The sequence below is a fragment of the Streptomyces sp. NPDC091649 genome, from assembly GCF_044756785.1.
Taxonomy (GTDB): Bacteria; Actinomycetota; Actinomycetes; order Streptomycetales; family Streptomycetaceae; genus Streptomyces.
Genome location: NZ_JBIVTR010000001.1, coordinates 386,197 through 404,947, shown reverse-complemented (window position 1 = coordinate 404,947; position 18,751 = coordinate 386,197). Strand labels below are relative to the sequence as shown.

Here is an 18,751-nt window from a genome sequence, read left to right as displayed (position 1 = left end):
GCCGCCCGCCCCTCAGACGTCGCGCCGGTGCAGTATCGCGACCGCACCGCCCAGAACCACGACGGCCAGCCCCAGCATCAGCAGCAGCGGCTCCCAGCCGGACGGGCCGGAGTCGATGAGCGTCGAGCCGTACAGCCCGCCGAGCTGGTTGGGGATCGAGTAGCCGATCAGGAAACGCTGGAGCCCCCGCAGGTTCTCGGCGAACATGAACAGTGCGAGGACCAGAGGCAGCAGCACCACGCCGATCATGATGGTGATCGCGCCCGCCGAGTGCCGCACGATCGCCCCCACACCCAGCGACAGCAGGCCGAGGGCCGCGATGTAGAGCCCGATTCCGACCGTGCCGCGCAGCCACTCGCCGGCCGACGCGGGAGCGCCGTCCAGGATGAGGTTCTGGATGCCCGCCACCACCGTGGCCGTCACCGCCGTGACGGCGAAGGCCAGCGAGAAGAAGACGATCGCCTTCGCCGACAGGACCCGGGCCCGGCTCGGGCAGGCTGTCAGCGTCGTACGGATCATGCCCGTGCTGTACTCGGATCCGATGGTGAGCACACCGAGGGTGATCACACAGATCGAGCTCAGCAGCACCCCGAAGAAGCCGAGCCCCACGACGGGCTCGTCCGCCATACTGCCGCCCTCCGCCGCGATCAGCAGCGCGGCGCCGATCCCGATCGACAGCATCAGCGCGATCATCACGCCGAGCGCCCACATCGTGGCGCGCACGGAGCGGATCTTGGTCCACTCCGAGGCGACCGCGTCACCGAGGGTGGCGGGCCGGATGGGGATCGGTGACTCGTACGAGCCCGGCGGGCCCGCTTCCGGCGCCTGCTGGTGGGCCCGCGGGGTGGCCGGCGTCGTCATCGGAGGTCCTTGTCGGTCGGCGCTGCGGCGTTGGCCGGTTCTTCGGCCGGGACGGCGGCCGGGGACCCGGCGCCGAGTGCGGGGGAGAGGCCGGGGCCCGGCCCGGCGACGGGCGGCGGCGGGGCGTACCAGCCCTCCTGCGGCACCTCCACCGGCTCGGGGGACGTGAAGCCCTCCCCGCCGCTCCCGTACGCCTCCTGCGGCAGCGGCTCCACGAGGCCCGCCTTGGCGTCGTCCGTCGAGCGGTAGTCCACCACGCCCTGCGTCAGCCGCATGTACGCCTCCTCAAGGGATGCCTGGTGCGGCGACAGCTCCCAGAGCCGTACGTCGCAGCCGTGGGCCACCTCGCTGATCCCCGGCAACGGCAGCCCGGTGACCCGCAGCGCCCCGCCGGGCTCCGACATGACACGGCCGCCCGCCTCGATGAGCGAGGCCGTCAGCTTCTCCCGGGCAGCGGGGCCGTCGTCGGGCACCCTGACCCGGGCGAAGTCGGCGGAGTTGGCGGAGATGAAGTCCGTGACGCTCATGTCGGCGAGCAGCCGGCCGCGCCCGATCACGATCAGATGGTCGGCGGTGAGGGCCATCTCGCTCATCAGATGGGACGAGACGAAGACCGTGCGCCCCTCGGCGGCCAGCATCTTCATCAGATTGCGGACCCAGTGGATGCCCTCGGGGTCGAGACCGTTGACCGGCTCGTCGAACAGCAGCACCTGCGGGTCGCCGAGCAGCGCCGCCGCGATCCCGAGCCGCTGTCCCATCCCGAGCGAGAAGCCGTTGGAGCGCCGCTTGGCGACGTCCTGGAGGCCGACGACGCCCAGCACCTCATCGACCCGGGCCGCCGGGATGCCGGCCAGCTGGGCCAGGGACAGCAGGTGGTTGCGGGCGGTGCGCCCGCCGTGCACGCCCTTGGCGTCCAGCAGCGCGCCCACCTGGCGCGGGGCGTTCGGCAGATCGCGGTAGGGGTGGCCGCCGATCGTGACGCTGCCCGCGGTGGGGCGGTCCAGACCGAGGATCATGCGCATGGTCGTGGACTTGCCGGATCCGTTGGGACCGAGGAAGCCGGTGACGGCACCCGGCCGCACCTGGAAGGAAAGGTCGTCCACGGCCGTCTTCACGCCGTAGCGCTTGGTCAGGCCGACTGCCTCGATCATTCTCCAGCCCCATCGACTCACTCTGTCGTTCGGGGCTCGGGCCACCCGGCCGCGCACCCCCGTAAGAATTAGGAGGATAACCAGGTGCTGACCGTTCCGGCCAAGTCGCGCACAGCCCGCTACCGGGCCGTCACACGGATCAGGGCATGCGACGGGGCCCCCTTACGCGTCCCGCTTCTTCAGGACCAGGAAACCGCCGAGCACCGCGGCCAGGACCCAGAGCACCATGATCCCGAGCCCCGCCCAGGGACCGTACGGGGCCGGATCGCTGCCCATCGCCTCCGGAACGACCTGCATGATCTTCGAACCGGCCTGGTCGGGGAAGTACCGGGCGACGCTCTTGGCTCCCGGCACCGCCGCGAGGATCTGCGAGACCAGGAAGAAGAACGGCATCAGGATGCCGAGCGACAGCATGGAGCTGCGCAGCATCGCCGCCACCCCCATGGAGAAGATCGCGATCAGCCCCATGTAGAGCCCGCCGCCGACGACCGCGCGCAGCACGTTCTCCGCGCCGAGGTCGGTGCCCCGGTCGCCGAGCATGGCCTGGCTCAGGAAGAACGAGACGAAGCTGGTGAGCAGACCGACCACCAGCGCCAGACCACCCGCCACTGTGATCTTGCTGAGGAGGAACGTCGCACGCTGGGGCACCGCCGCCAGAGAGGTTCGGATCATGCCGGAGCTGTACTCGGTGCCGACGACGAGCACGCCGAACACCACCATCGCGAGCTGGCCCAGAACCGTCCCGGAGAAGCTGACCAAAGTGGGGTCGAACGTGGCCTGCTCCGCTTCGGAGAGATCGTCGAACTGGGCGTTCAGGAGGGCGCTCAGCGCCGCCCCCATCACGACCGTGACGGCGAACGCGGAGATGAGGGTCCAGGTGGTCGAGGAGACCGACCGGATCTTGGTCCATTCCGAGGTGAGAACCGCGGGTACCGATGCCATGGTCGTCACGCCCCCTTGCCGTCGGCGCCGTCGGGCCTGTTCCAGTTCTCGCCCCAGCCGGCTCCCACCCCAGGTGGTTCCGCCGCCGGGTCCCGCTCCGAGTGGGCGTGGTATTCCACCGAACCGGCGGTCATCTGCATGAACGCTTCTTCCAGGGAGGCCCGCTGGGAACTCAGCTCGTGCAGCACCACCTGGTGCCGGGCCGCCAGTTCACCCAGCTCCTCGGTGGTGGCGCCGTCGACCTCCAGGACGCCGCCCGCCGTCTCGACGGGAGTGAAGCCCTCCTGGTGCAGCACGTCGCGCAGCCGCTCCTGCTGAGGGGAACGCAGTCGCGTGTAACTGCGGGAGTTCTCGTGGATGAAATCCGCCATCGAGGTGTCGGCGAGCAGCTTGCCCTGGCCGATCACGATCAAATGGTCGGCGGTCAACGCCATTTCGCTCATCAGGTGGGACGAGACGAAGATCGTCCGGCCCTCCGAGGCGAGCGCCTTCATCAGATTGCGGATCCAGTGGATGCCCTCCGGGTCCAGTCCGTTGACCGGCTCGTCGAACATCAGGATCTCGGGATCACCGAGCAGAGCCGAGGCGATGCCGAGCCGCTGGCCCATGCCGAGGGAGAACCCCTTGGACTTCTTCTTCGCCACCGCGGTCAGGCCGACCATGTCGAGCACCTCGTCGACCCGGCTGCTCGGGATGCGGTTGCTCTGGGCCAGGCACAGCAGGTTGTTGTACGCGCTGCGGCCGCCGTGCATCGCCTTGGCGTCGAGGAGTGCCCCGATGTACTTCAGCGGTTCCTGGAGTTCGCGGTAGTGCTTGCCGTCGATCCGCACCGTACCGCTGGTCGGGTTGTCGAGATCGAGCATCATCCGCATCGTGGTGGACTTGCCCGCCCCGTTGGGACCGAGAAAGCCGGTCACGATGCCAGGTCTGACCTGGCACGACAGATGATCGACGGCGATCTTACTGCCGAATCGTTTGGTGAGTCCCTCGAGCTCGATCATGCGCTCACGCTAGAACGCCTGAGCGCCCGGCGCCACCACAAAGGCGGAACCGGGCGCACACGGGGGTACCGCGCGTGCCGGGGTCAGCGGGTCTGCTGGGCCGGGACGCCGCGGGTGGCGGACTCGTCCTCCGCCGGGGAGCCGGCGGCGGCCACGGCGGCGCCGGTCAGCGTCGCCAGCATCTCGCGGACGTTGGTCAGCTGCGCGTTGATCGAGTCGCGGCGGTTGGTGAGCGCCGCGAGCTCGCGCTCCGATTCGCTGCGGATCCGGTCGGCCTTGGCGTTGGCGTCGGCGACGATGTCCTCGGCCTGGCGCTGGGCGGTCTCCACCGTCTGGCGGGCCCGGCGTTCGGCGTCCGTGCGGAGCTTCTCGGCCTCCAGGCGGAGCTGCTCGGCACGGTGCTCGATCTCGGCGAGCCGCTTCTCGGCCTTGGCCTGACGGGACGCGAGGTCGCGCTCCGACTGCTCGCGGCGCTTGGCGAGGTTGGTCTCGAAGTCGGCCGCGGCCTGGGCGGCCTTGGCGCGGGTCTCCTCGAAGAGGGCGTCGGCCTCCTCGCGCTTCTGCTGGGCGTCCTTCTGGGCGTCGGTGCGGAGCGTGTTCGCCTCGCCCTGCGCCTTCTCGACGATGCGGACGCCCTCGTCCTCGGCCTTCGCCTTGCGCTCGGCGGCGAACGACTCGGCGTCGTTGCGCACCTGCTGGGCCGCCGACTCGGCGAGCTCGCGGTGCTGCTCGGCCGCGCGACGGGCCTCCTCACGCAGGTCCTTGGCCTCCTCCTCGGCGAGGCGGAGAATCTTCTCGACACGGGCGCCGAGGCCGGCGTACGACGGCTCGGCGTCGTTTACCTGGGCCTGGGCGTTCTGCGTTTCGAGGTGCAGCTCCTCGATGCGCTTTTCCAGAGAGGTGATTCGGGCCAGAGCGCTGTCGCGGTCGGCGACGAGCTTGGAAATGCGGTCGTCCACCTGACCGCGGTCGTAGCCACGTCGCACGAGCTCGAAGCCGAAGGGGGAGGAAGGGTCACTCATGAGGTTCCTGTCGAATGAGACCGGTGAGGTGATAGAGGGAATCCTAGGGGCCATAACGGCGTGTCAGCGTGCAGATGCCTATTTGATCTGGAGAATGACACCCCTTTTGAGTGGCCGGCCCCCGGAGCGCTTGCCACTCGCAGGGTCTGAACGTCCATGACGAAGCGCGGCGCGCCGGGGACCGGCTACCGCTCGGACGACTTGCCCCCCGATCGCGTGCCCGCCGCCGCGGGAGCCTTGGCGCCTCCCCCGGAACCGCCGGCCGGTTTCCCGCCCCCGGTCGGAGCCTCGAAAGACTCCAACGCCTCCAGTACGTCCTGGACACGGGAGATCTCCGTATTGATGTCCGCGCGCCTGCGCACCAGGACGTCCAGCTCGCGCTTGCCCTCCTCGACCGTCCGCTTCGCCTCGGCCTCGGCGTCGGCGCGCAGCTTCTCGGCCTCGCGGATCAGGCCGGCCTTCTTGGCCTCGGCCTCCTTCAGCAGCGACTCGGCCCGCTTCACCGCGGCGATACGGACCTTGCTCGCCTCCGAATTGGCGTCCGCCATCAGCTCCTTGGCCTTCGCCTCGGCCTCGTCGCGCTGCTCGGTCGCCGCCCTCATCAGGTTGTCGACACGCTCCCCCGCGGTCTTCATCTGCTCGGACGTCTCCCGGCGGGCCCGCTCGTGCAGCTCCTCGATCTCGCTCTCCAGCCGGGCCCGCAGCTCCTCGGCCCGCTCCCGGATCGCGGTCGCGTCGCGCCGGGCGCCGACCAGCAGTTCGTCGGCGTCGGCGCGGGCACGCTCCACCAGGGTGTTGCCCTCGACGGTCGCCTCCGAGGTGATGCGCACGGCCTCCTTGCGGGCCGCGCCGACCATCGTGTCGGCCTGCCCCTCGGCCTCGGTGGCCGTACGCAGCGCCTCTTCGCGCGCCTTGTCGATGAGCTGGTCCGCCTGCTCGGCCGCGTCGGCCCGGCGCTTGGCCGCCGCCTCCCGTGCCTCGTCCAGCAGCCGGTCCGCCTCCTGGCGGGCCTCGGAGCGCAGCTCCTCCGCCGCCGACTCCGCCTCGGCGCGCAGCTGTTCGGCCTCCTCGCGGGTGCGGGCCGCGTGCTCCTGCGCGGAGCCCAGCCGCTCGGCCGCCTCCGCGCGCAGCCGTTCGGCCTCGCCGGTCGCCTCGGCCAGCATCCGGTCCGCCTGCTCGGTGGACTCGGCCCGGCGGCGGTTGGCCTCCGTGGTGGCCTCGACGACGAGCTGCTCGGACGCCTGGGCGGCCTCGTTGCGGATGCGTTCGCTCTCGGTGGTCGACTCGCCGATCAGACGGTCCGACTGGGCCGCCGCGTCCGAACGGATCCGGTTGGCGTCCTGCCGGGCCTCGGCCCGGGCACGCGAGGCGTCCTGCTCCGCCGACGCCAGGGCGTCGGACGCCTCGGTCCGCATCCGCTGGCTGTACTCGGAGGTGTCCGCGCGCAGCCGCTCCGACTCGCTGATCGCCTCGGCGACGGTCCGCTCGGCCAGCGCCTTCGCCGCGTCGGTCTCCTCCTCGGCCTCCCGCCGGAGGCGGGCCGCCTCCTCGTTCGCCTCCCGGCGCAGGCGGACCGCGTCCTCGGCGGCACGCTCCCGCTCCGCGTGCGCGTCGGCGCGGACCCGGTCCGCCTCCTCCTGCGCCTCGCTCCGGGTGCGCTCCGCGACGTGCTCCGCCGTCGAGCGCAGCCCGGCGATCTCCTCCTCGGCCTGCTCCTGCAGACCCGCGACGGAGTCCCGTACCTGCTGGGCGGTCTGCTCGGCTGCCGTGACCAGCTCGGTCGCCCGGGCGTCCGCCTCCTCGACGAGCCGGTGCGCCTCGGCCTCCGCCTCCTCGACCCGCTTGCGGGCGGAGGCGAGCAGCTCCTCGCTCTGCTCGCGGGCCCGCTCGCGCTCCTGCTCCGCCTCCGTCCGGGCCGCGCCGAGGATCTCCTCGGCCTCCCGGCGGCGGCGCGTGGCCTCCTCCTGGGCGGCGTCCAGCGCCTCGGCGGCCTCGGCGGAGACCCGCTCGGCGGCGGCTGCGGCCTCCGCGCGCACCCGGTCGGCGCTCTCCTGGGCCTCGGACCTGAGCCGCTCCGCCTCGGCGGCGGCCTCGCCGCGCAGCCGTACGGCGACGCTCTCGCCCTCGGCGCGGGACTGGGCGGCGTCGGCGGCGGCCTCGTCACGCAGCCGCTCGGCCTCCGCCTCCGCCTGCTCGGCCAGCGCCCGCAGCCGCTCGGCCGCCTCGTTGCGCAGCCGCTCCGACTCCTCGCTCGTCTCGCGGCGGACGCGTTCGGCTTCGGTCCTGGCCTCGCCGAGCGCCTCCTCGGCGGCGGTGAGCCGGCTCTCGGCCTCGGCGTGCAGCCGGGCCAGCTCGTCGGCGGCCTCCGTCTGCCGGGCGGCGACGGCGCGCTCGGTCTCCTCGCGCAGTTCGGCCGCGGCGCGCTCGGCGGCCTCCGTGACGGCCGCCGCCTGCTCCTCGGCCTCGGCCCGCAGCCGGTCGGCCTCGGTCCGGGTGCGCTCCAGCGTCTCCTCGGCCTGCTTGCGCAGGGTCGCGGCGCGCTCGGCGGCCTCGGTGCGGATGCGTTCGCTCTCGCTGTTCGCCTTGGTGCGCAGCTCGTCCGCGTCGGAACGGGCCTCGGTCAGCAGCTCCTCGGCCGTGCGGGCGCCCTCCTCCAGCTGCTGGACCGCCTCGCGGCGGGCCTCGCCGCGGATGCGCTCGCCCTCGGCGACCGCCTCGGCGCGCAGCTGCTCGGCCTCGCCGCGCAGCCGGCGGGCGTCCTCCTGGAGCTCGACCGTCTTGGCCCGGTACTCCTTGGTGTCGTCCTTGGCCGCGCCCTTGAGCTCGTCGGCCTGCTCGGCGGCCTCGCCGCGCAGCCGGTCGGCCTCGGCCTCCGCCTCGCGGCGGATGCGCTCGGCCTCCTCGCTCGCCGCCTTCGTCGTCGACCGGGCGTCCTCGGATGCCTTGGTCAGCACCTCCTCGGCGCTGCGGGCCGCCTTGGCCAGCTGGGCGGCGGCGTCCTCGGCGGCGGCCGTACGGGCCTTCTCGCCCGCCTCGGCGACCAGTCGCTCCGCCTCGGCACGGGCGTCGACGAGGGCCTGTTCGGCCTCTTCCTTCAGCGCCTCGGTGTTCTTGGTGGCCTCGCCGACCAGCCGGGCGATCTCCGACTTGGCCGTACGGGTGCGCTGTTCGTTCTGCGACTCGGCGGCGGCCAGCTGCCTGGCGGCGGCGTCCTTCGCCTCGGAGAGGAGCTTCTCGGCCTCCAGGCGGGACTCGCGCAGCCGGGTCTCGGCCTCCGAGAGGCGCTGCTCGGCGGACCGGTTCAGCTCGGCGGTCTGCTGGCGGGCCTGGTCGGTCTCCGCGGTGGTGCTGGAGCGCAGCCGCTCCGCGTGGCTGGTGGCCTCCTGGGCCTGCGCGGAGGCGGTCTGGACGAGGCGCTCGGCGTCCTTGCGGGCGCGCAGCAGGATCGCTTCCGCTTCGGTCCTGGCGGCCTCGGTCTCCGAGCCGGCCCGCCGACGGGTCTCCTCGGCCAGCCGGGCGGCCTCGTCGCGGGCGGCGGCCAGGGCCTGTTCCGCCTCGGCGCGGGACTCCTCCAGCAGGCGGCGCGCCTGCGACTCGGTGCGGGCGCGCAACTGCTCGGCCCAGGCGACGTTCTCGTTGACGTGCGACTCGACGGTCTGGCGGCGTTCCGCCAGCTCCTGGTCGAGCCGCTGCCTGCGCTGGACGGCCTCGGCGTGCAACTCGGCCTGGAGGCGCGCCTGGTGCTCGGCGTGCTCCTGCAGGATCCGCTGGGTCTGGGCCCGCGCCTCGCGCAGTTCGCGCTCGGCGTCGCTGCGCAGCTGCTCGGCCTGGACCTGCGCGTTCCGCAGCATCTGCTCGGCCTGGTAGCCGATGTCAGCGCTGTCGTAGGCGGGACGGGTCGCGAGATTGCGCCGGGCCTCGTGCAGCTTGGCACGCAAGACCTCGACCTGGTAACCGAGGTCCTCGGCGTGCTGGACGGCCTTCTCCCGGTCGGTCCTCAGCCGGTCCATCTCGGCTTCGAACCGCGAGAGATGGTCGTCTTCAGCCCGGTGGCTCTCCTGGCGTTCGTAGCCCCGCACTGCGCGGTCCCATCCTTCCCCGAGCTCTCAACTCTTTCCCCAGACTCTCGACTTCGTTCGAGCAGGGGATGCCCCACTGAGCAGGGGGAGACCCCAACCCTGGTCGTAACTCTCCACACGGCGCGTACTGCACGCCGGCGAGCGGTCCCCCGGGGAATGGTGACAGACAAATGACGAGGACGTGGTACGGCCCCGACCCGGCCCCGGTCCGGAACCGCCCACTCTACCGGGCCGGGTATGCGGTGGTCAGTGCTCCGCCCGGCTCGTGACCAGTTCGGTCAGGACGCCGTGGCAGTCCTTGGGGTGCAGGAACGTGATCCGGGACCCCATCGACCCCGTCCTGGGCTCGTCGTACAGCACGCGGACGCCCTTCTCGCGGATGTCCGCGGCGTCCCCGTCCACGTCCTCGGTGCCGAAGGCGATGTGGTGCACCCCCTCCCCGTTCTTCGCCAGCCACTTGCCCACGGCCGAGTCCTCGCGGGTGGGCTCCAGCAGCTGGAGGTAGGAGGCCCCGCCGTCCGAGGTCCCGTTGATCCTGAGCATGGCCTCCCGGACGCCCTGCTCCTCGTTGATCTCGGAGTGATACATCTCGAACCCGTACGTGGCACGGTAGAACTCGACGGTCCTGTCCAGGTCGAAACAGGCGATCCCGATGTGGTCGATTCGCGTCAGCATGAATCCAGTGCAGCGTTCCCGCCATGGTTACGCAACGTGCGCGCCGTCACACCGGTTGCCGGATGACGGGCGCGGTACCGCTCAGTACATTCAAGTAAACCCTCGTTCACATCCGATCCCAAGGGGCCGTGCCCATGCCAGCAACGACCGGTACCACCACCTCAGTGATCGTCGCGGGCGCCCGGACGCCCATGGGCCGCCTCCTCGGCTCCCTCAAGAGCTTCTCCGGCGCCGACCTCGGCGGCTTCGCCATCAAGGCCGCCCTGGAGCGGGCCGGCATCGGCGGTGACCAGGTCCAGTACGTGATCATGGGCCAGGTGCTCACGGCCGGAGCGGGCCAGATGCCCGCCCGGCAGGCCGCGATCAAGGCCGGCATCCCGATGAACGTCCCGGCGCTCACCGTCAACAAGGTGTGCCTCTCCGGGCTCGACGCCATCGCGCTGGCCGACCAGCTCATCCGCGCCGGGGAGTTCGACGTGGTGGTCGCGGGCGGCCAGGAGTCCATGACCAACGCCCCGCACCTGCTCCCCAAGTCCCGCGAGGGCTACAAGTACGGCGCGATCGAGATGCTGGACTCGATGGCGTACGACGGTCTCACCGACGCCTACGAGAACATCCCGATGGGAGAGTCCACCGAGAAGCACAACGGCCGCCTCGGGCTGGACCGCGCCGCCCAGGACGAGATCGGCGCGCAGTCCCACCAGCGGGCCGCCGCGGCGCAGAAGAACGCCCTCTTCGAGGCCGAGATCACCCCGGTCGAGATTCCGCAGCGCAAGGGCGGCCCGGTGCTCTTCGCCCAGGACGAGGGCATCCGTCCGGAGACGACCGTGGAGACCCTCGGCAAGCTGCGCCCGGCCTTCGCGAAGGACGGCACGATCACCGCCGGCACCTCCTCGCAGATCTCCGACGGCGCCGCCGCGGTCGTCGTGATGAGCAAGGCCAGGGCCCAGGAGCTGGGCCTCGACTGGATCGCCGAGATCGGCGCCCACGGAAACGTCGCGGGCCCCGACAACTCCCTCCAGTCGCAGCCCTCCCAGGCCATCCGGCACGCCCTGAAGAAGGACGGCCTGACCGTCGACGACCTCGACCTGATCGAGATCAACGAGGCGTTCGCGGCCGTCGCCGTCCAGTCCATGAAGGACCTGGGCGTCACCTCGGACAAGGTCAACGTCAACGGCGGCGCCATCGCGCTCGGCCACCCCATCGGGATGTCCGGCGCCCGGGTCGTCCTGCACCTGGCCCTGGAGCTGAAGCGGCGCGGCGGGGGCACCGGCGCGGCGGCGCTGTGCGGCGGCGGCGGTCAGGGCGACGCGCTGATCATCCGCGTTCCCGGCAAGTAGTACCCGGCAGGACACGAGGGCAAGGCGAACGGAGCGGTGAACGTGGACATGGACGTCCCCACGCTGGTCGAACAGGCGAGAGCGGGCAGGCCGCGTGCGGTGGCCCGGCTGATCTCGCTGGTGGAGGGGGCGTCCCCGCAGCTGCGGGAGGTGATGGCCGCGCTGGCTCCGCTGGCGGGCCACGCCTACGTCGTCGGGCTCACGGGATCGCCGGGCGTCGGCAAGTCGACCTCCACCTCGGCCCTGGTCACCGCCTACCGCCGCGCGGGCAGGCGGGTCGGCGTCCTCGCCGTCGACCCGTCCTCGCCGTTCTCCGGCGGGGCGCTGCTGGGCGACCGGATCCGGATGGCGGACCACGTCTCCGACCCGGGCGTCTACATCCGCTCGATGGCGACCCGGGGCCACCTCGGCGGCCTCGCCTGGTCCGCGCCGCAGGCCATCCGGGTGCTGGACGCGGCGGGCTGCGACGTGATCCTCGTCGAGACGGTCGGCGTCGGCCAGTCCGAGGTGGAGATCGCCTCCCAGGCAGACACCTCCGTCGTGCTCCTCGCCCCGGGCATGGGCGACGGCATCCAGGCGGCCAAGGCCGGAATCCTGGAGATCGGTGACGTCTACGTGGTCAACAAGGCCGACCGGGACGGCGCGGACGCCACCGCCCGGGAGCTGAACCACATGCTGGGCCTCGGGGAGTCCCGGGGCCCCGGCGACTGGCGCCCCCCGATCGTGAAGACGGTCGCCGCCCGGGGCCAGGGCACGGACGAGGTCGTCGAGGCCCTGGAGAAGCACCGGGCCTGGATGGAGGAGCACGGCGTCCTGGCCGAGCGCCGCACCGCCCGCGCCGCGCACGAGGTCGAGACGATCGCCGTCACCGCGCTCCGCGAGAGGATCGCCGACCTGCGGGGCGACCGCCGCCTGCACGCCCTGGCCGCGCGCATCGTGGCGGGGACCCTGGACCCGTACGCGGCGGCGGACGAGCTGGTGGCGGGGCTGACGGGCAACCCCTGAGCAGGTGCTGACGCCCCGGCCGCCGTGAAGCGGCCGGGGCCATGGGGTCAGGGCGTGTCCGGCGGATCAGTGCCGGACAGGCCGTGCCCGGCGCCGCGGGCCCGGTCAAGATCCGCCGGACGCGCCCCAGCGCACCGGACCCGGCGTTCCGGTCGCCGCGATTCCCGCCGCTGCGACCGCCGCACGGCAGAATCTCTCGGGTGGGCGGTAGCGGTGCGCGGTGATGTAGTGGATGACCAGATTCGGCGCGGCGTAGACCGTTCCGTCCTCTCCCCGCACCCGGATCTCCGCCGAACCGAGCCATACCCGGGCGTCCCCGTTCGGCCCGCCGGAGACGGAGATCCGGTCCGTGTCGCAGAACCCGCACCGATGGAAGCCGCGCATCTGGTTGTCGTAGGCGGCGCTGAGGAGCACCAACGCCCGCACCACCCGTGCGTCCACGACCCCGGTGGCGTGACCGCGTCCGGGATGCAGCCAGCCGACGTTGAGCATGGCGTGGGGTGACTCGTCGTAGACGTACGGTGACAGGTCGGGGTAGTGGCTCATGTGCCGGTCCTCGGCGTCGTGGGTGGAGGCGCCTCCGGCGGATCGCCGGAGGGGCCCGGCCCATATTCGGTCCGAGAATCCCGCCGAGCAAGGTCTCCTCGCCCACCGTGACGGAACCGCTCGTATCCGGGGGTCGCACCCGGACCCGGACGCCACGGCGCGGGGCGGGAGTGGCGTGCCGGGGCCGGTGATCTCCGTGGGCCCGGTCTTGTTCCCCGGGCCGCGCCACGGTGGGACCGGCGGACTGGCGCAGACGGTGGGCGGCGGGTCAGCCGTCGTCGCCGTCCCGGTCGTCCGCGCGGTCGTCCCGGTCGTCGTCACCGTCGTCGTCGCGGTCCGCGGTGACCTCGCCGGTCTGCGCGTCGACGCGCAGTTCGTGCTGCTCGCCGTCCTTGCCCGCGATGTCGATGTCCCAGTGCGAGACCTGGCCCCGGCGGCTGTCGTCATCGTCATCGTCGTCGTCCAGGTCGATCGACGTGATGCTGCCCGGAGCGTGCTTCCCGGCCGCGTCCGCCGCCGCGTTCAGCGTGACGGCGGAGGCGCGGGGCGCGTAGCGGTCGCGGTCGTCGTTGTCGTCGTCGCGGGTCTTCAGGACCTTGCCGTCGCCGGCGTCGACGGTCACGTCGTGCCAGGTCCTGTCGGAGCCGTACACGTCGAGCTCCCAGACCGTGCGGCCGCCGTGGTCGTCGTCATCGTCCAGCTCGGCCTCGGTGACCGTGCCCGGGACGCTCTTCAGGGCGGCGGCGACGGCCCGGTCGAGGGTGATCCGGGTGGTCTTCGCGGCGGCCGGGGCCCCGTCGTCGTCGGGGGCGTCGTCGGCGAGGCTCACGGCGCTCGCGCTCCTGACGGGCGTACGGTCGCCGTCGCTGTCCGCGAAGGCGACGGTGGCGGCGGTGGTGCCGCCGATGAGAACGGCCGCGGTGATCGCCGCGATGGTGACGTTGCGCTTCATGAGGGTTCCTCCCCGAGTGCTGCCGCTGTGTTGACGTGAGCCACACTGCCGGGGCGATGCTGAACGCAGCCTGAAGCCACCTGAAGCCGTCTTCAGGTGGAGTTTGCGAGGCTGTGCGCATGCGCCTGTTGATCGTGGAGGACGAGAAGCGACTCGCGGTGTCCCTGGCCCGGGGACTGACCGCCGAGGGCTTCGCCGTGGACGTCGTGCACGACGGGCTGGAGGGGCTGCACCGGGCGAGCGAGGGCGTTCACGACCTGGTGATCCTCGACATCATGCTGCCCGGCATGAACGGCTACCGCGTCTGCTCGAACCTGCGCGCCGCCGGACACGAGGTGCCGATCCTCATGCTGACCGCCAAGGACGGCGAGTACGACGAGGCCGAGGGCCTGGACACCGGCGCCGACGACTACCTGACCAAGCCCTTCAGCTACGTCGTCCTCGTCGCCCGGGTCCGCGCTCTGCTGCGCCGCCGGGGGGCCGGCACCGCCGCGCCCGTCCTGGCCGTCGGGTCCCTGCGCATCGACACCGCCGCCCGCCGCGTGGTCCGCGGCGAGGACGAGATCGCGCTCACCGCCAAGGAGTTCGCGGTGCTGGAGCAGCTCGCCCTGCGCGCGGGCCAGGTGGTCAGCAAGGCGGAGATCCTGGAGCACGTGTGGGACTTCGCCTACGACGGGGACCCGAACATCGTCGAGGTCTACGTCTCCACCCTGCGCCGCAAGCTCGGCGCGCCCACCATCCGCACCGTGCGGGGCGCGGGCTACCGGCTGGAGGCGAAGTGAGGTCCGTACGGGCCAGGGCCGCCCTCGGGGCCACCCTGGTCGTCGCCGTCGCTCTGGTCGCGGCCGGCCTCGCCGTGCTCCTGGTCCTGCGGGCCAACCTGATCGACCAGGCGGACCTCCAGGCCGAGGTGGCGGCCCGGGAGGTGGCCGGACAGCTCGCCACCGGCACCCCGTACGGCGAACTGGAACTGGACGACGACGAGGACCACCCCGTCCAGGTGACCGACGAGGAGGACCGCGTCGTCATCGTCTCCAAGGACCTGCGGGCCGTCACCGGCACCGGCACGCCCGGCGTCACCCCGGTGCCCTCGGCCTCGGCCGGGGCCCCCGTCCCGCCGGGCGACGACGACGAGGACGACGACGCCGACGATGACGACCGCGGACGCCCCGGCCGGGGCGAGGTCTCCTCCGACGACCCGGACTTCTCCGACGGCGCCGCCACCGTCGACCGCACCACCGCCGACTACCGCTTCGCCGCCGTCGAGGCGACCACCCCCGACGGGGTCACCCTGACCGTGTACGCGGGGGCGCCGCTCGCCGCCGAGCAGGAGGCGGTGAACACGGTGCGCGGGGCGATGCTCACGGGGCTGCCGCTGCTCCTGCTGGTCGTCGCCGGGGTGACCTGGCTGGTGACCCGCCGGGCGCTGCGGCCGGTCGAGGGCATCCGCCGCGAGATGGCGGCGATCACCGCGTCCGAGGACCTGGCCCGCCGGGTGCCGGAGCCCGGTTCGCGGGACGAGATCGCCCGGCTGGCCCGGACGACGAACGAGACGCTCACCGTGCTGGAGGCGTCCGTGGAGCGCCAGCGGCGGTTCGTCGCGGACGCCTCGCACGAGCTGCGTTCCCCGATCGCCTCGCTGCGCACCCAGCTGGAAGTGGCCGAGGCCCACCCCGAGCTGCTCGACCTCCCGGGCGCCGTCGCCGACACCGTACGGCTCCAGGTACTGGCGGCGGATCTCCTGCTGCTGGCCCGGCTGGACGCGGGGGAGAAGCCCGGAAGCGCCACGGTGGAGCTGGGGGCGCTGGTCCGGGAGGAGGTGTCGCAGCGCGCCGCGGACCGGATTCCGGTGGCGGTCGAGGTGCCGGAGGGCGGTGCGTTCGAGGTGAACGGGTCGCGCGGGCAACTGTCCCGGGTGATCGGCAACCTGCTGGACAACGCCCAGCGGCACGCCGAGGAGAGCGTCGCGGTGTCGGTGGCGGCCGACGGGCGCGGGGTGCGGGTGGAAGTCCGGGACGACGGGGCCGGTGTTCCGGACGGCGAACGCGAGCGGATCTTCGAGCGGTTCGTCCGGCTCGACGACGCCCGCAGCCGGGACGACGGCGGCGCCGGCCTCGGCCTGGCCATCGCCCGGGACGTCGCCTCGCGGCACGGGGGGACGCTGACGGTGCACCGGGCGGCCGAGGGCGGCGCGGCCTTCCGGCTGTGGCTGCCCCGCCCGGCCTGACCTGCCGCCCGGCCCGATCCGCTGCCCGGCCCGGCCTGCCGACACGGCTGACCGGGCGGGCGGCGGATCGGCCCGGTGCGGCCCGCCCGGGGCCGCCCGCGCCGAGCCGGCCGGGCCGCACCCGCCCGGCCCGACACGGGTTTTACAGCTTGCCCCGCTTGCCGCGCAGGTGTTCCGCGATCGGGGTCAGCGCCGCGTTCAGCTCGGCGAGCGCCTCGGGGGCCAGCAAATCCATGAAGTGCTGCCGCACCGAGGCGACATGGTGCGGTGCGACCTTGCGCATGGTCTCCGCGCCGTGCTCGGTGAGGACCGCGAAGAGTCCGCGCCGGTCCGACTCGCAGTGGGTGCGGCGGACCAGCCCGGCGGTCTCCATTCGGGTGATCTGGTGCGAGAGCCGGCTCTTGGACTGGAGGGTGGCGGCGGCGAGGTCGCTCATCCGCATCCGCTGGTCGTCCGATTCCGAGAGGTTGACCAGGATCTCGTAGTCGTTCATGGTCAGGCCGAACGGCTGGAGGTCCTTCTCCAGTTGGTGCATCAGCAGCCTGCTGACGTCCAGGTGGGTGCGCCAGGCGCACTGCTCCGTGTCGCTCAGCCAGCGGGTGGCCGTCTCGGTCTCCATATATGGATTCTACCTAAGAAGTTGAAAGCCGGACGAAATAGGGAGGTGTGACGACCGGCACTCCCGGACCGACGGAGTGCTGACGGGCCCGTCGGCAAGCACCGCAGGCTGGGCGCAGACGTTCGACGTCACACTCCGCAGACTACCGCTCACAACCCGAAGCGACGCTGGAGATCCCCCAGCTGGCCGGGCATGCGCGGGGCGGACCCGTGTTGACCGCCACCGCCCGGGACGCCCGGTTCGTTCGGTACCGCCCCCGCCGCCTGCTCCGCCATCAGCGCCTCGCTCGACTGGAGCAGCACCGTGCCCGCCCCGGCGAACTCGAACTGGTGCTCCTCGCCCGACGTTCCGCCGATCCCCGTGAGTGACCGGATACCGCCCATCACGCCCGTCATGTAGCCGTGGTCGTAGTGGTGGCACGGGGAGGGGCAGTCGGCCCAGCCCACCAGTGCCTGCGGGTCCACCCGCAGCGGCGGTTCCATGAAGACCACAGGACCGTTCGACGCGGCCACGAACTTCCCCGTGCCGATCAGCGTCACGAACCCCGGCACGATCGACTGCTTCAGCGCCATCGTCGGCTGGTACGCCAGCAGGTTCCCGGACCGGATGGTGAGGTTGCCGTCCTCCAGGTCGAAGGAGTTCACATCGAAGGCCCGGTCCGCCAGCAGCATCTTCCCGCTGCCCTCGGCCACCACCCAGTCGCTCGCGTGCAGCGGCGAATGGAAGCCGGCGCGCACCAGCCGCTCGAACCGGCCGTGCCCGATGCCGTCGAAGGCGATCTGCCCGTAGTAGGCGATCATCTTGCCTTTCTGCAGGAACCACCGGCTCCCCTTGAGCTCCACGCAGAAGGTGTAGGAGTTGACGTTGTCGTCCGACGGCAGCGTCATCGGGTCGAAGACCACGGGCGTGCTCACAGCTTCTCCTCCGACGCCTGGACGTACACCGCACCGCTGCCGCTCAGCTCCAGCTGGAACGCCTCGCCCGAGCCCCGTCCCACCATGTCCCGCCAGCCGACCGCCGTGGACAGCTTGTTGCGGACCTCGCCGTGGTGGGCGACGTACGCCTGCGGGTCGACATGGACGTCCCGGCCCGGCGTGATCGGCAGTTCGATCACTCCGCCGTGCGCCATCACCGCGACCGCACCGTGTCCCTTGAGGGTGGTGGTGAACAGGCCCTGGCCGGTCACCTGGCCGCGCACCATGCCCATCACCCCGCCCTGCGAGCCCATGAACATCGTGCCCTGCTGGAGGGTCCCGTCGAACGCGAGCAGCCGGTCGGCCTCCACGTACAGGGTGTCGCCCGCCAGCTCGATCACCTGGATGTGGTGGCCGCCGTGGCCGAACATCACCGTGCCCGAGCCCTCGACCGTCATCAGCGGTGTCGACTCGCCCGCCGCCCGGCGGCCGATCATCGACGCGACGCCGCCCTGGCCGCCCTGGACGTTCGGGGTGAAGGACACCTCGCCCCGGTACGCCAGCATCGCGCCGCGCTGGCTGAACAGCTTCCGGCCCGGGGCGAGGGTGGCCTCGACCATCTTGGAGTTGATCTCCCGGAACGGCATCAGACATCGCCCCCGACGGTGTTGCGCTCGCTCGGCTGTACGTAGACCAGGCCGTCGCCCTCGAAGCGGATCTGGAACGCCTCGCCGGAGCCCTCGCCCATCAGCGTCCGGAAGTTCACCCCGGCCTGGAAGCTCTGCTGGAGCCGGCCCTGGTGGGCGATGTACGCGCCGGGGTCGACCGTCAGCGGATACTGCGGCGACACCCGCAGCAGCACCGCCGTGCCGTCCGACATGACCGCCGCCTGCCCGGTGCCCTCCACCGTGGTGGTGAACAGGCCGTTGCCGCTCGCCCCGCCGCGCAGCCCGGTGAACGTCGTGCCCGTGCGCAGCCCGGCGTCCGTGGCCAGCAGATTGCTCGACTCCACGTACAGGGTCTCTCCGCGCAGCGCGACCAGGTTGATCTCGCTCGCCCGGTCGGCGAAGTAGCAGGTGCCCTGCCCGGACACCTCCATCACCGTCAGCTGCTCGCCGGTCAGCCGGCGGGTCACCATGCCGCGTATCCCCTCACCGCCGCCGGACATCTTCTTGAAGGTCATCCGGCCGTCGTACGCGACCATCGAGCCGTTCTTCGCCTTGACGGCATCGCCGGTCAGATCGACGGCGAGCGTCTTGCTGCCTTGGAGTCGGAACATCGCCACGCATCGAAGGTAGCCCTCGACCCCCTGCCGGGGCCAGGGCCCCCAAGCCGAGGGCCGAGGGCCGTGGTGCTCGGGCCGCGCACCGGGAGGCACCGCCGGTGCGCGTGCGGGGCGGCCCTGATATGCGGCGAT

General features: G+C 72.2%; 17 protein-coding genes. 4 read left to right on the top strand and 13 right to left on the bottom strand.

The window, feature by feature from the left end; genetic code table 11:
- Positions 1-12: 12 nt before the first annotated feature.
- From ACIQMU_RS01720 to mce, 7 genes are all read right to left on the bottom strand, one after another.
- The gene (locus ACIQMU_RS01720; protein ID WP_352238239.1) at positions 13-861 is read right to left on the bottom strand and encodes an ABC transporter permease; all 849 of its coding nucleotides are present in this window, start codon (positions 859-861) and stop codon (positions 13-15) included.
- Positions 858-2,012: an ABC transporter ATP-binding protein gene (locus ACIQMU_RS01715; RefSeq protein WP_352238240.1), complete on the bottom strand. Its 1,155-nt coding sequence runs from the start codon at positions 2,010-2,012 to the stop codon at positions 858-860. The genes ACIQMU_RS01720 and ACIQMU_RS01715 overlap by 4 nt, the downstream gene beginning before the upstream one ends.
- A 162-nt stretch (positions 2,013-2,174) precedes the next feature.
- The gene (locus ACIQMU_RS01710; RefSeq protein ID WP_388533222.1) at positions 2,175-2,954 is read right to left on the bottom strand and encodes an ABC transporter permease subunit; all 780 of its coding nucleotides are present in this window, start codon (positions 2,952-2,954) and stop codon (positions 2,175-2,177) included.
- A gap of 5 nt (positions 2,955-2,959) precedes the next feature.
- On the bottom strand, positions 2,960-3,955 hold the full coding sequence (locus tag ACIQMU_RS01705; RefSeq protein ID WP_352238242.1) for an ABC transporter ATP-binding protein: 996 nt from the start codon (positions 3,953-3,955) through the stop codon (positions 2,960-2,962).
- A gap of 83 nt (positions 3,956-4,038) precedes the next feature.
- Positions 4,039-4,977, bottom strand: a complete 939-nt coding sequence (locus ACIQMU_RS01700; RefSeq protein ID WP_352238243.1) for a cellulose-binding protein — start codon at positions 4,975-4,977, stop codon at positions 4,039-4,041.
- 185 nt (positions 4,978-5,162) lie between these two features.
- Positions 5,163-9,056, bottom strand: coding sequence for a polarized growth protein Scy (scy, locus tag ACIQMU_RS01695; protein WP_352238244.1), 3,894 nt, complete (start codon positions 9,054-9,056; stop codon positions 5,163-5,165).
- A 246-nt stretch (positions 9,057-9,302) separates the two neighbouring features.
- The gene (gene mce / locus ACIQMU_RS01690; RefSeq protein WP_352238245.1) at positions 9,303-9,731 is read right to left on the bottom strand and encodes a methylmalonyl-CoA epimerase; all 429 of its coding nucleotides are present in this window, start codon (positions 9,729-9,731) and stop codon (positions 9,303-9,305) included.
- A 134-nt stretch (positions 9,732-9,865) separates the two neighbouring features.
- On the opposite strand from mce, the gene ACIQMU_RS01685 reads away from it, so the two are divergent.
- Together ACIQMU_RS01685 and meaB are read left to right on the top strand one after the other, a co-directional pair.
- Positions 9,866-11,071 carry an acetyl-CoA C-acetyltransferase gene (locus ACIQMU_RS01685; RefSeq protein WP_402688043.1) on the top strand — a complete coding sequence of 402 codons (1,206 nt, stop codon included), beginning with the start codon at positions 9,866-9,868 and terminating at the stop codon, positions 11,069-11,071.
- A gap of 48 nt (positions 11,072-11,119) precedes the next feature.
- A complete protein-coding gene (gene meaB / locus ACIQMU_RS01680) occupies positions 11,120-12,076 on the top strand; it encodes a methylmalonyl Co-A mutase-associated GTPase MeaB (protein WP_352238558.1) in 957 nt (318 codons plus the stop codon).
- Between the two features lie 105 nt (positions 12,077-12,181).
- Here meaB and ACIQMU_RS01675 read toward each other — a convergent pair whose 3' ends face one another.
- Together ACIQMU_RS01675 and ACIQMU_RS01670 are read right to left on the bottom strand one after the other, a co-directional pair.
- A complete protein-coding gene (locus ACIQMU_RS01675) occupies positions 12,182-12,622 on the bottom strand; it encodes a hypothetical protein (RefSeq protein ID WP_352238247.1) in 441 nt (146 codons plus the stop codon).
- Positions 12,623-12,890: 268 nt separating this feature from the next.
- Positions 12,891-13,574 (bottom strand): PepSY domain-containing protein, encoded by a 684-nt coding sequence (locus tag ACIQMU_RS01670; protein ID WP_352238248.1) that lies wholly within the window; start codon positions 13,572-13,574, stop codon positions 12,891-12,893.
- Between the two features lie 119 nt (positions 13,575-13,693).
- On the opposite strand from ACIQMU_RS01670, the gene ACIQMU_RS01665 reads away from it, so the two are divergent.
- Positions 13,694-14,356: a response regulator transcription factor gene (locus tag ACIQMU_RS01665; RefSeq protein WP_352238249.1), complete on the top strand. Its 663-nt coding sequence runs from the start codon at positions 13,694-13,696 to the stop codon at positions 14,354-14,356.
- A complete protein-coding gene (locus tag ACIQMU_RS01660; RefSeq protein WP_352238250.1) occupies positions 14,353-15,801 on the top strand; it encodes a HAMP domain-containing sensor histidine kinase in 1,449 nt (482 codons plus the stop codon). Before ACIQMU_RS01665 ends, ACIQMU_RS01660 begins: the two co-directional genes overlap by 4 nt.
- 142 nt (positions 15,802-15,943) lie before the next feature.
- On the opposite strand, the gene ACIQMU_RS01655 is transcribed toward ACIQMU_RS01660, so the two are convergent.
- The 4 genes from ACIQMU_RS01655 to ACIQMU_RS01640 form a co-directional block, all read right to left on the bottom strand.
- Positions 15,944-16,420, bottom strand: coding sequence for a MarR family transcriptional regulator (locus tag ACIQMU_RS01655; RefSeq protein ID WP_352238251.1), 477 nt, complete (start codon positions 16,418-16,420; stop codon positions 15,944-15,946).
- 149 nt (positions 16,421-16,569) lie between these two features.
- A complete protein-coding gene (locus tag ACIQMU_RS01650; RefSeq protein ID WP_352238252.1) occupies positions 16,570-17,334 on the bottom strand; it encodes an AIM24 family protein in 765 nt (254 codons plus the stop codon).
- Positions 17,331-17,981, bottom strand: coding sequence for an AIM24 family protein (locus tag ACIQMU_RS01645; RefSeq protein WP_352238253.1), 651 nt, complete (start codon positions 17,979-17,981; stop codon positions 17,331-17,333). The genes ACIQMU_RS01650 and ACIQMU_RS01645 overlap by 4 nt, the downstream gene beginning before the upstream one ends.
- Positions 17,981-18,613 (bottom strand): AIM24 family protein, encoded by a 633-nt coding sequence (locus ACIQMU_RS01640; protein ID WP_402688236.1) that lies wholly within the window; start codon positions 18,611-18,613, stop codon positions 17,981-17,983. Before ACIQMU_RS01640 ends, ACIQMU_RS01645 begins: the two co-directional genes overlap by 1 nt.
- Positions 18,614-18,751 lie beyond the last annotated feature (138 nt).

Excerpts from the sequence above, each read along its gene's own strand:
- meaB (WP_352238558.1), top strand. The coding sequence starts at position 11,120 with ATGGACGTCCCCACGCTGGTCGAACAGGCGAGAGCGGGCAGGCCGCGT.
- ACIQMU_RS01665 (WP_352238249.1), top strand. The coding sequence starts at position 13,694 with ATGCGCCTGTTGATCGTGGAGGACGAGAAGCGACTCGCGGTGTCCCTG.
- ACIQMU_RS01720 (WP_352238239.1), bottom strand. The coding sequence starts at position 861 with ATGACGACGCCGGCCACCCCGCGGGCCCACCAGCAGGCGCCGGAAGCG.
- ACIQMU_RS01700 (WP_352238243.1), bottom strand. The coding sequence starts at position 4,977 with ATGAGTGACCCTTCCTCCCCCTTCGGCTTCGAGCTCGTGCGACGTGGC.
- ACIQMU_RS01655 (WP_352238251.1), bottom strand. The coding sequence starts at position 16,420 with ATGGAGACCGAGACGGCCACCCGCTGGCTGAGCGACACGGAGCAGTGC.
- mce (WP_352238245.1), bottom strand. The coding sequence starts at position 9,731 with ATGCTGACGCGAATCGACCACATCGGGATCGCCTGTTTCGACCTGGAC.
- ACIQMU_RS01685 (WP_402688043.1), top strand. The coding sequence starts at position 9,866 with ATGCCAGCAACGACCGGTACCACCACCTCAGTGATCGTCGCGGGCGCC.
- ACIQMU_RS01645 (WP_352238253.1), bottom strand. The coding sequence starts at position 17,981 with ATGCCGTTCCGGGAGATCAACTCCAAGATGGTCGAGGCCACCCTCGCC.
- ACIQMU_RS01670 (WP_352238248.1), bottom strand. The coding sequence starts at position 13,574 with ATGAAGCGCAACGTCACCATCGCGGCGATCACCGCGGCCGTTCTCATC.
- ACIQMU_RS01710 (WP_388533222.1), bottom strand. The coding sequence starts at position 2,954 with ATGGCATCGGTACCCGCGGTTCTCACCTCGGAATGGACCAAGATCCGG.
- ACIQMU_RS01675 (WP_352238247.1), bottom strand. The coding sequence starts at position 12,622 with ATGAGCCACTACCCCGACCTGTCACCGTACGTCTACGACGAGTCACCC.
- ACIQMU_RS01715 (WP_352238240.1), bottom strand. The coding sequence starts at position 2,012 with ATGATCGAGGCAGTCGGCCTGACCAAGCGCTACGGCGTGAAGACGGCC.
- ACIQMU_RS01705 (WP_352238242.1), bottom strand. The coding sequence starts at position 3,955 with ATGATCGAGCTCGAGGGACTCACCAAACGATTCGGCAGTAAGATCGCC.
- ACIQMU_RS01640 (WP_402688236.1), bottom strand. The coding sequence starts at position 18,613 with ATGTTCCGACTCCAAGGCAGCAAGACGCTCGCCGTCGATCTGACCGGC.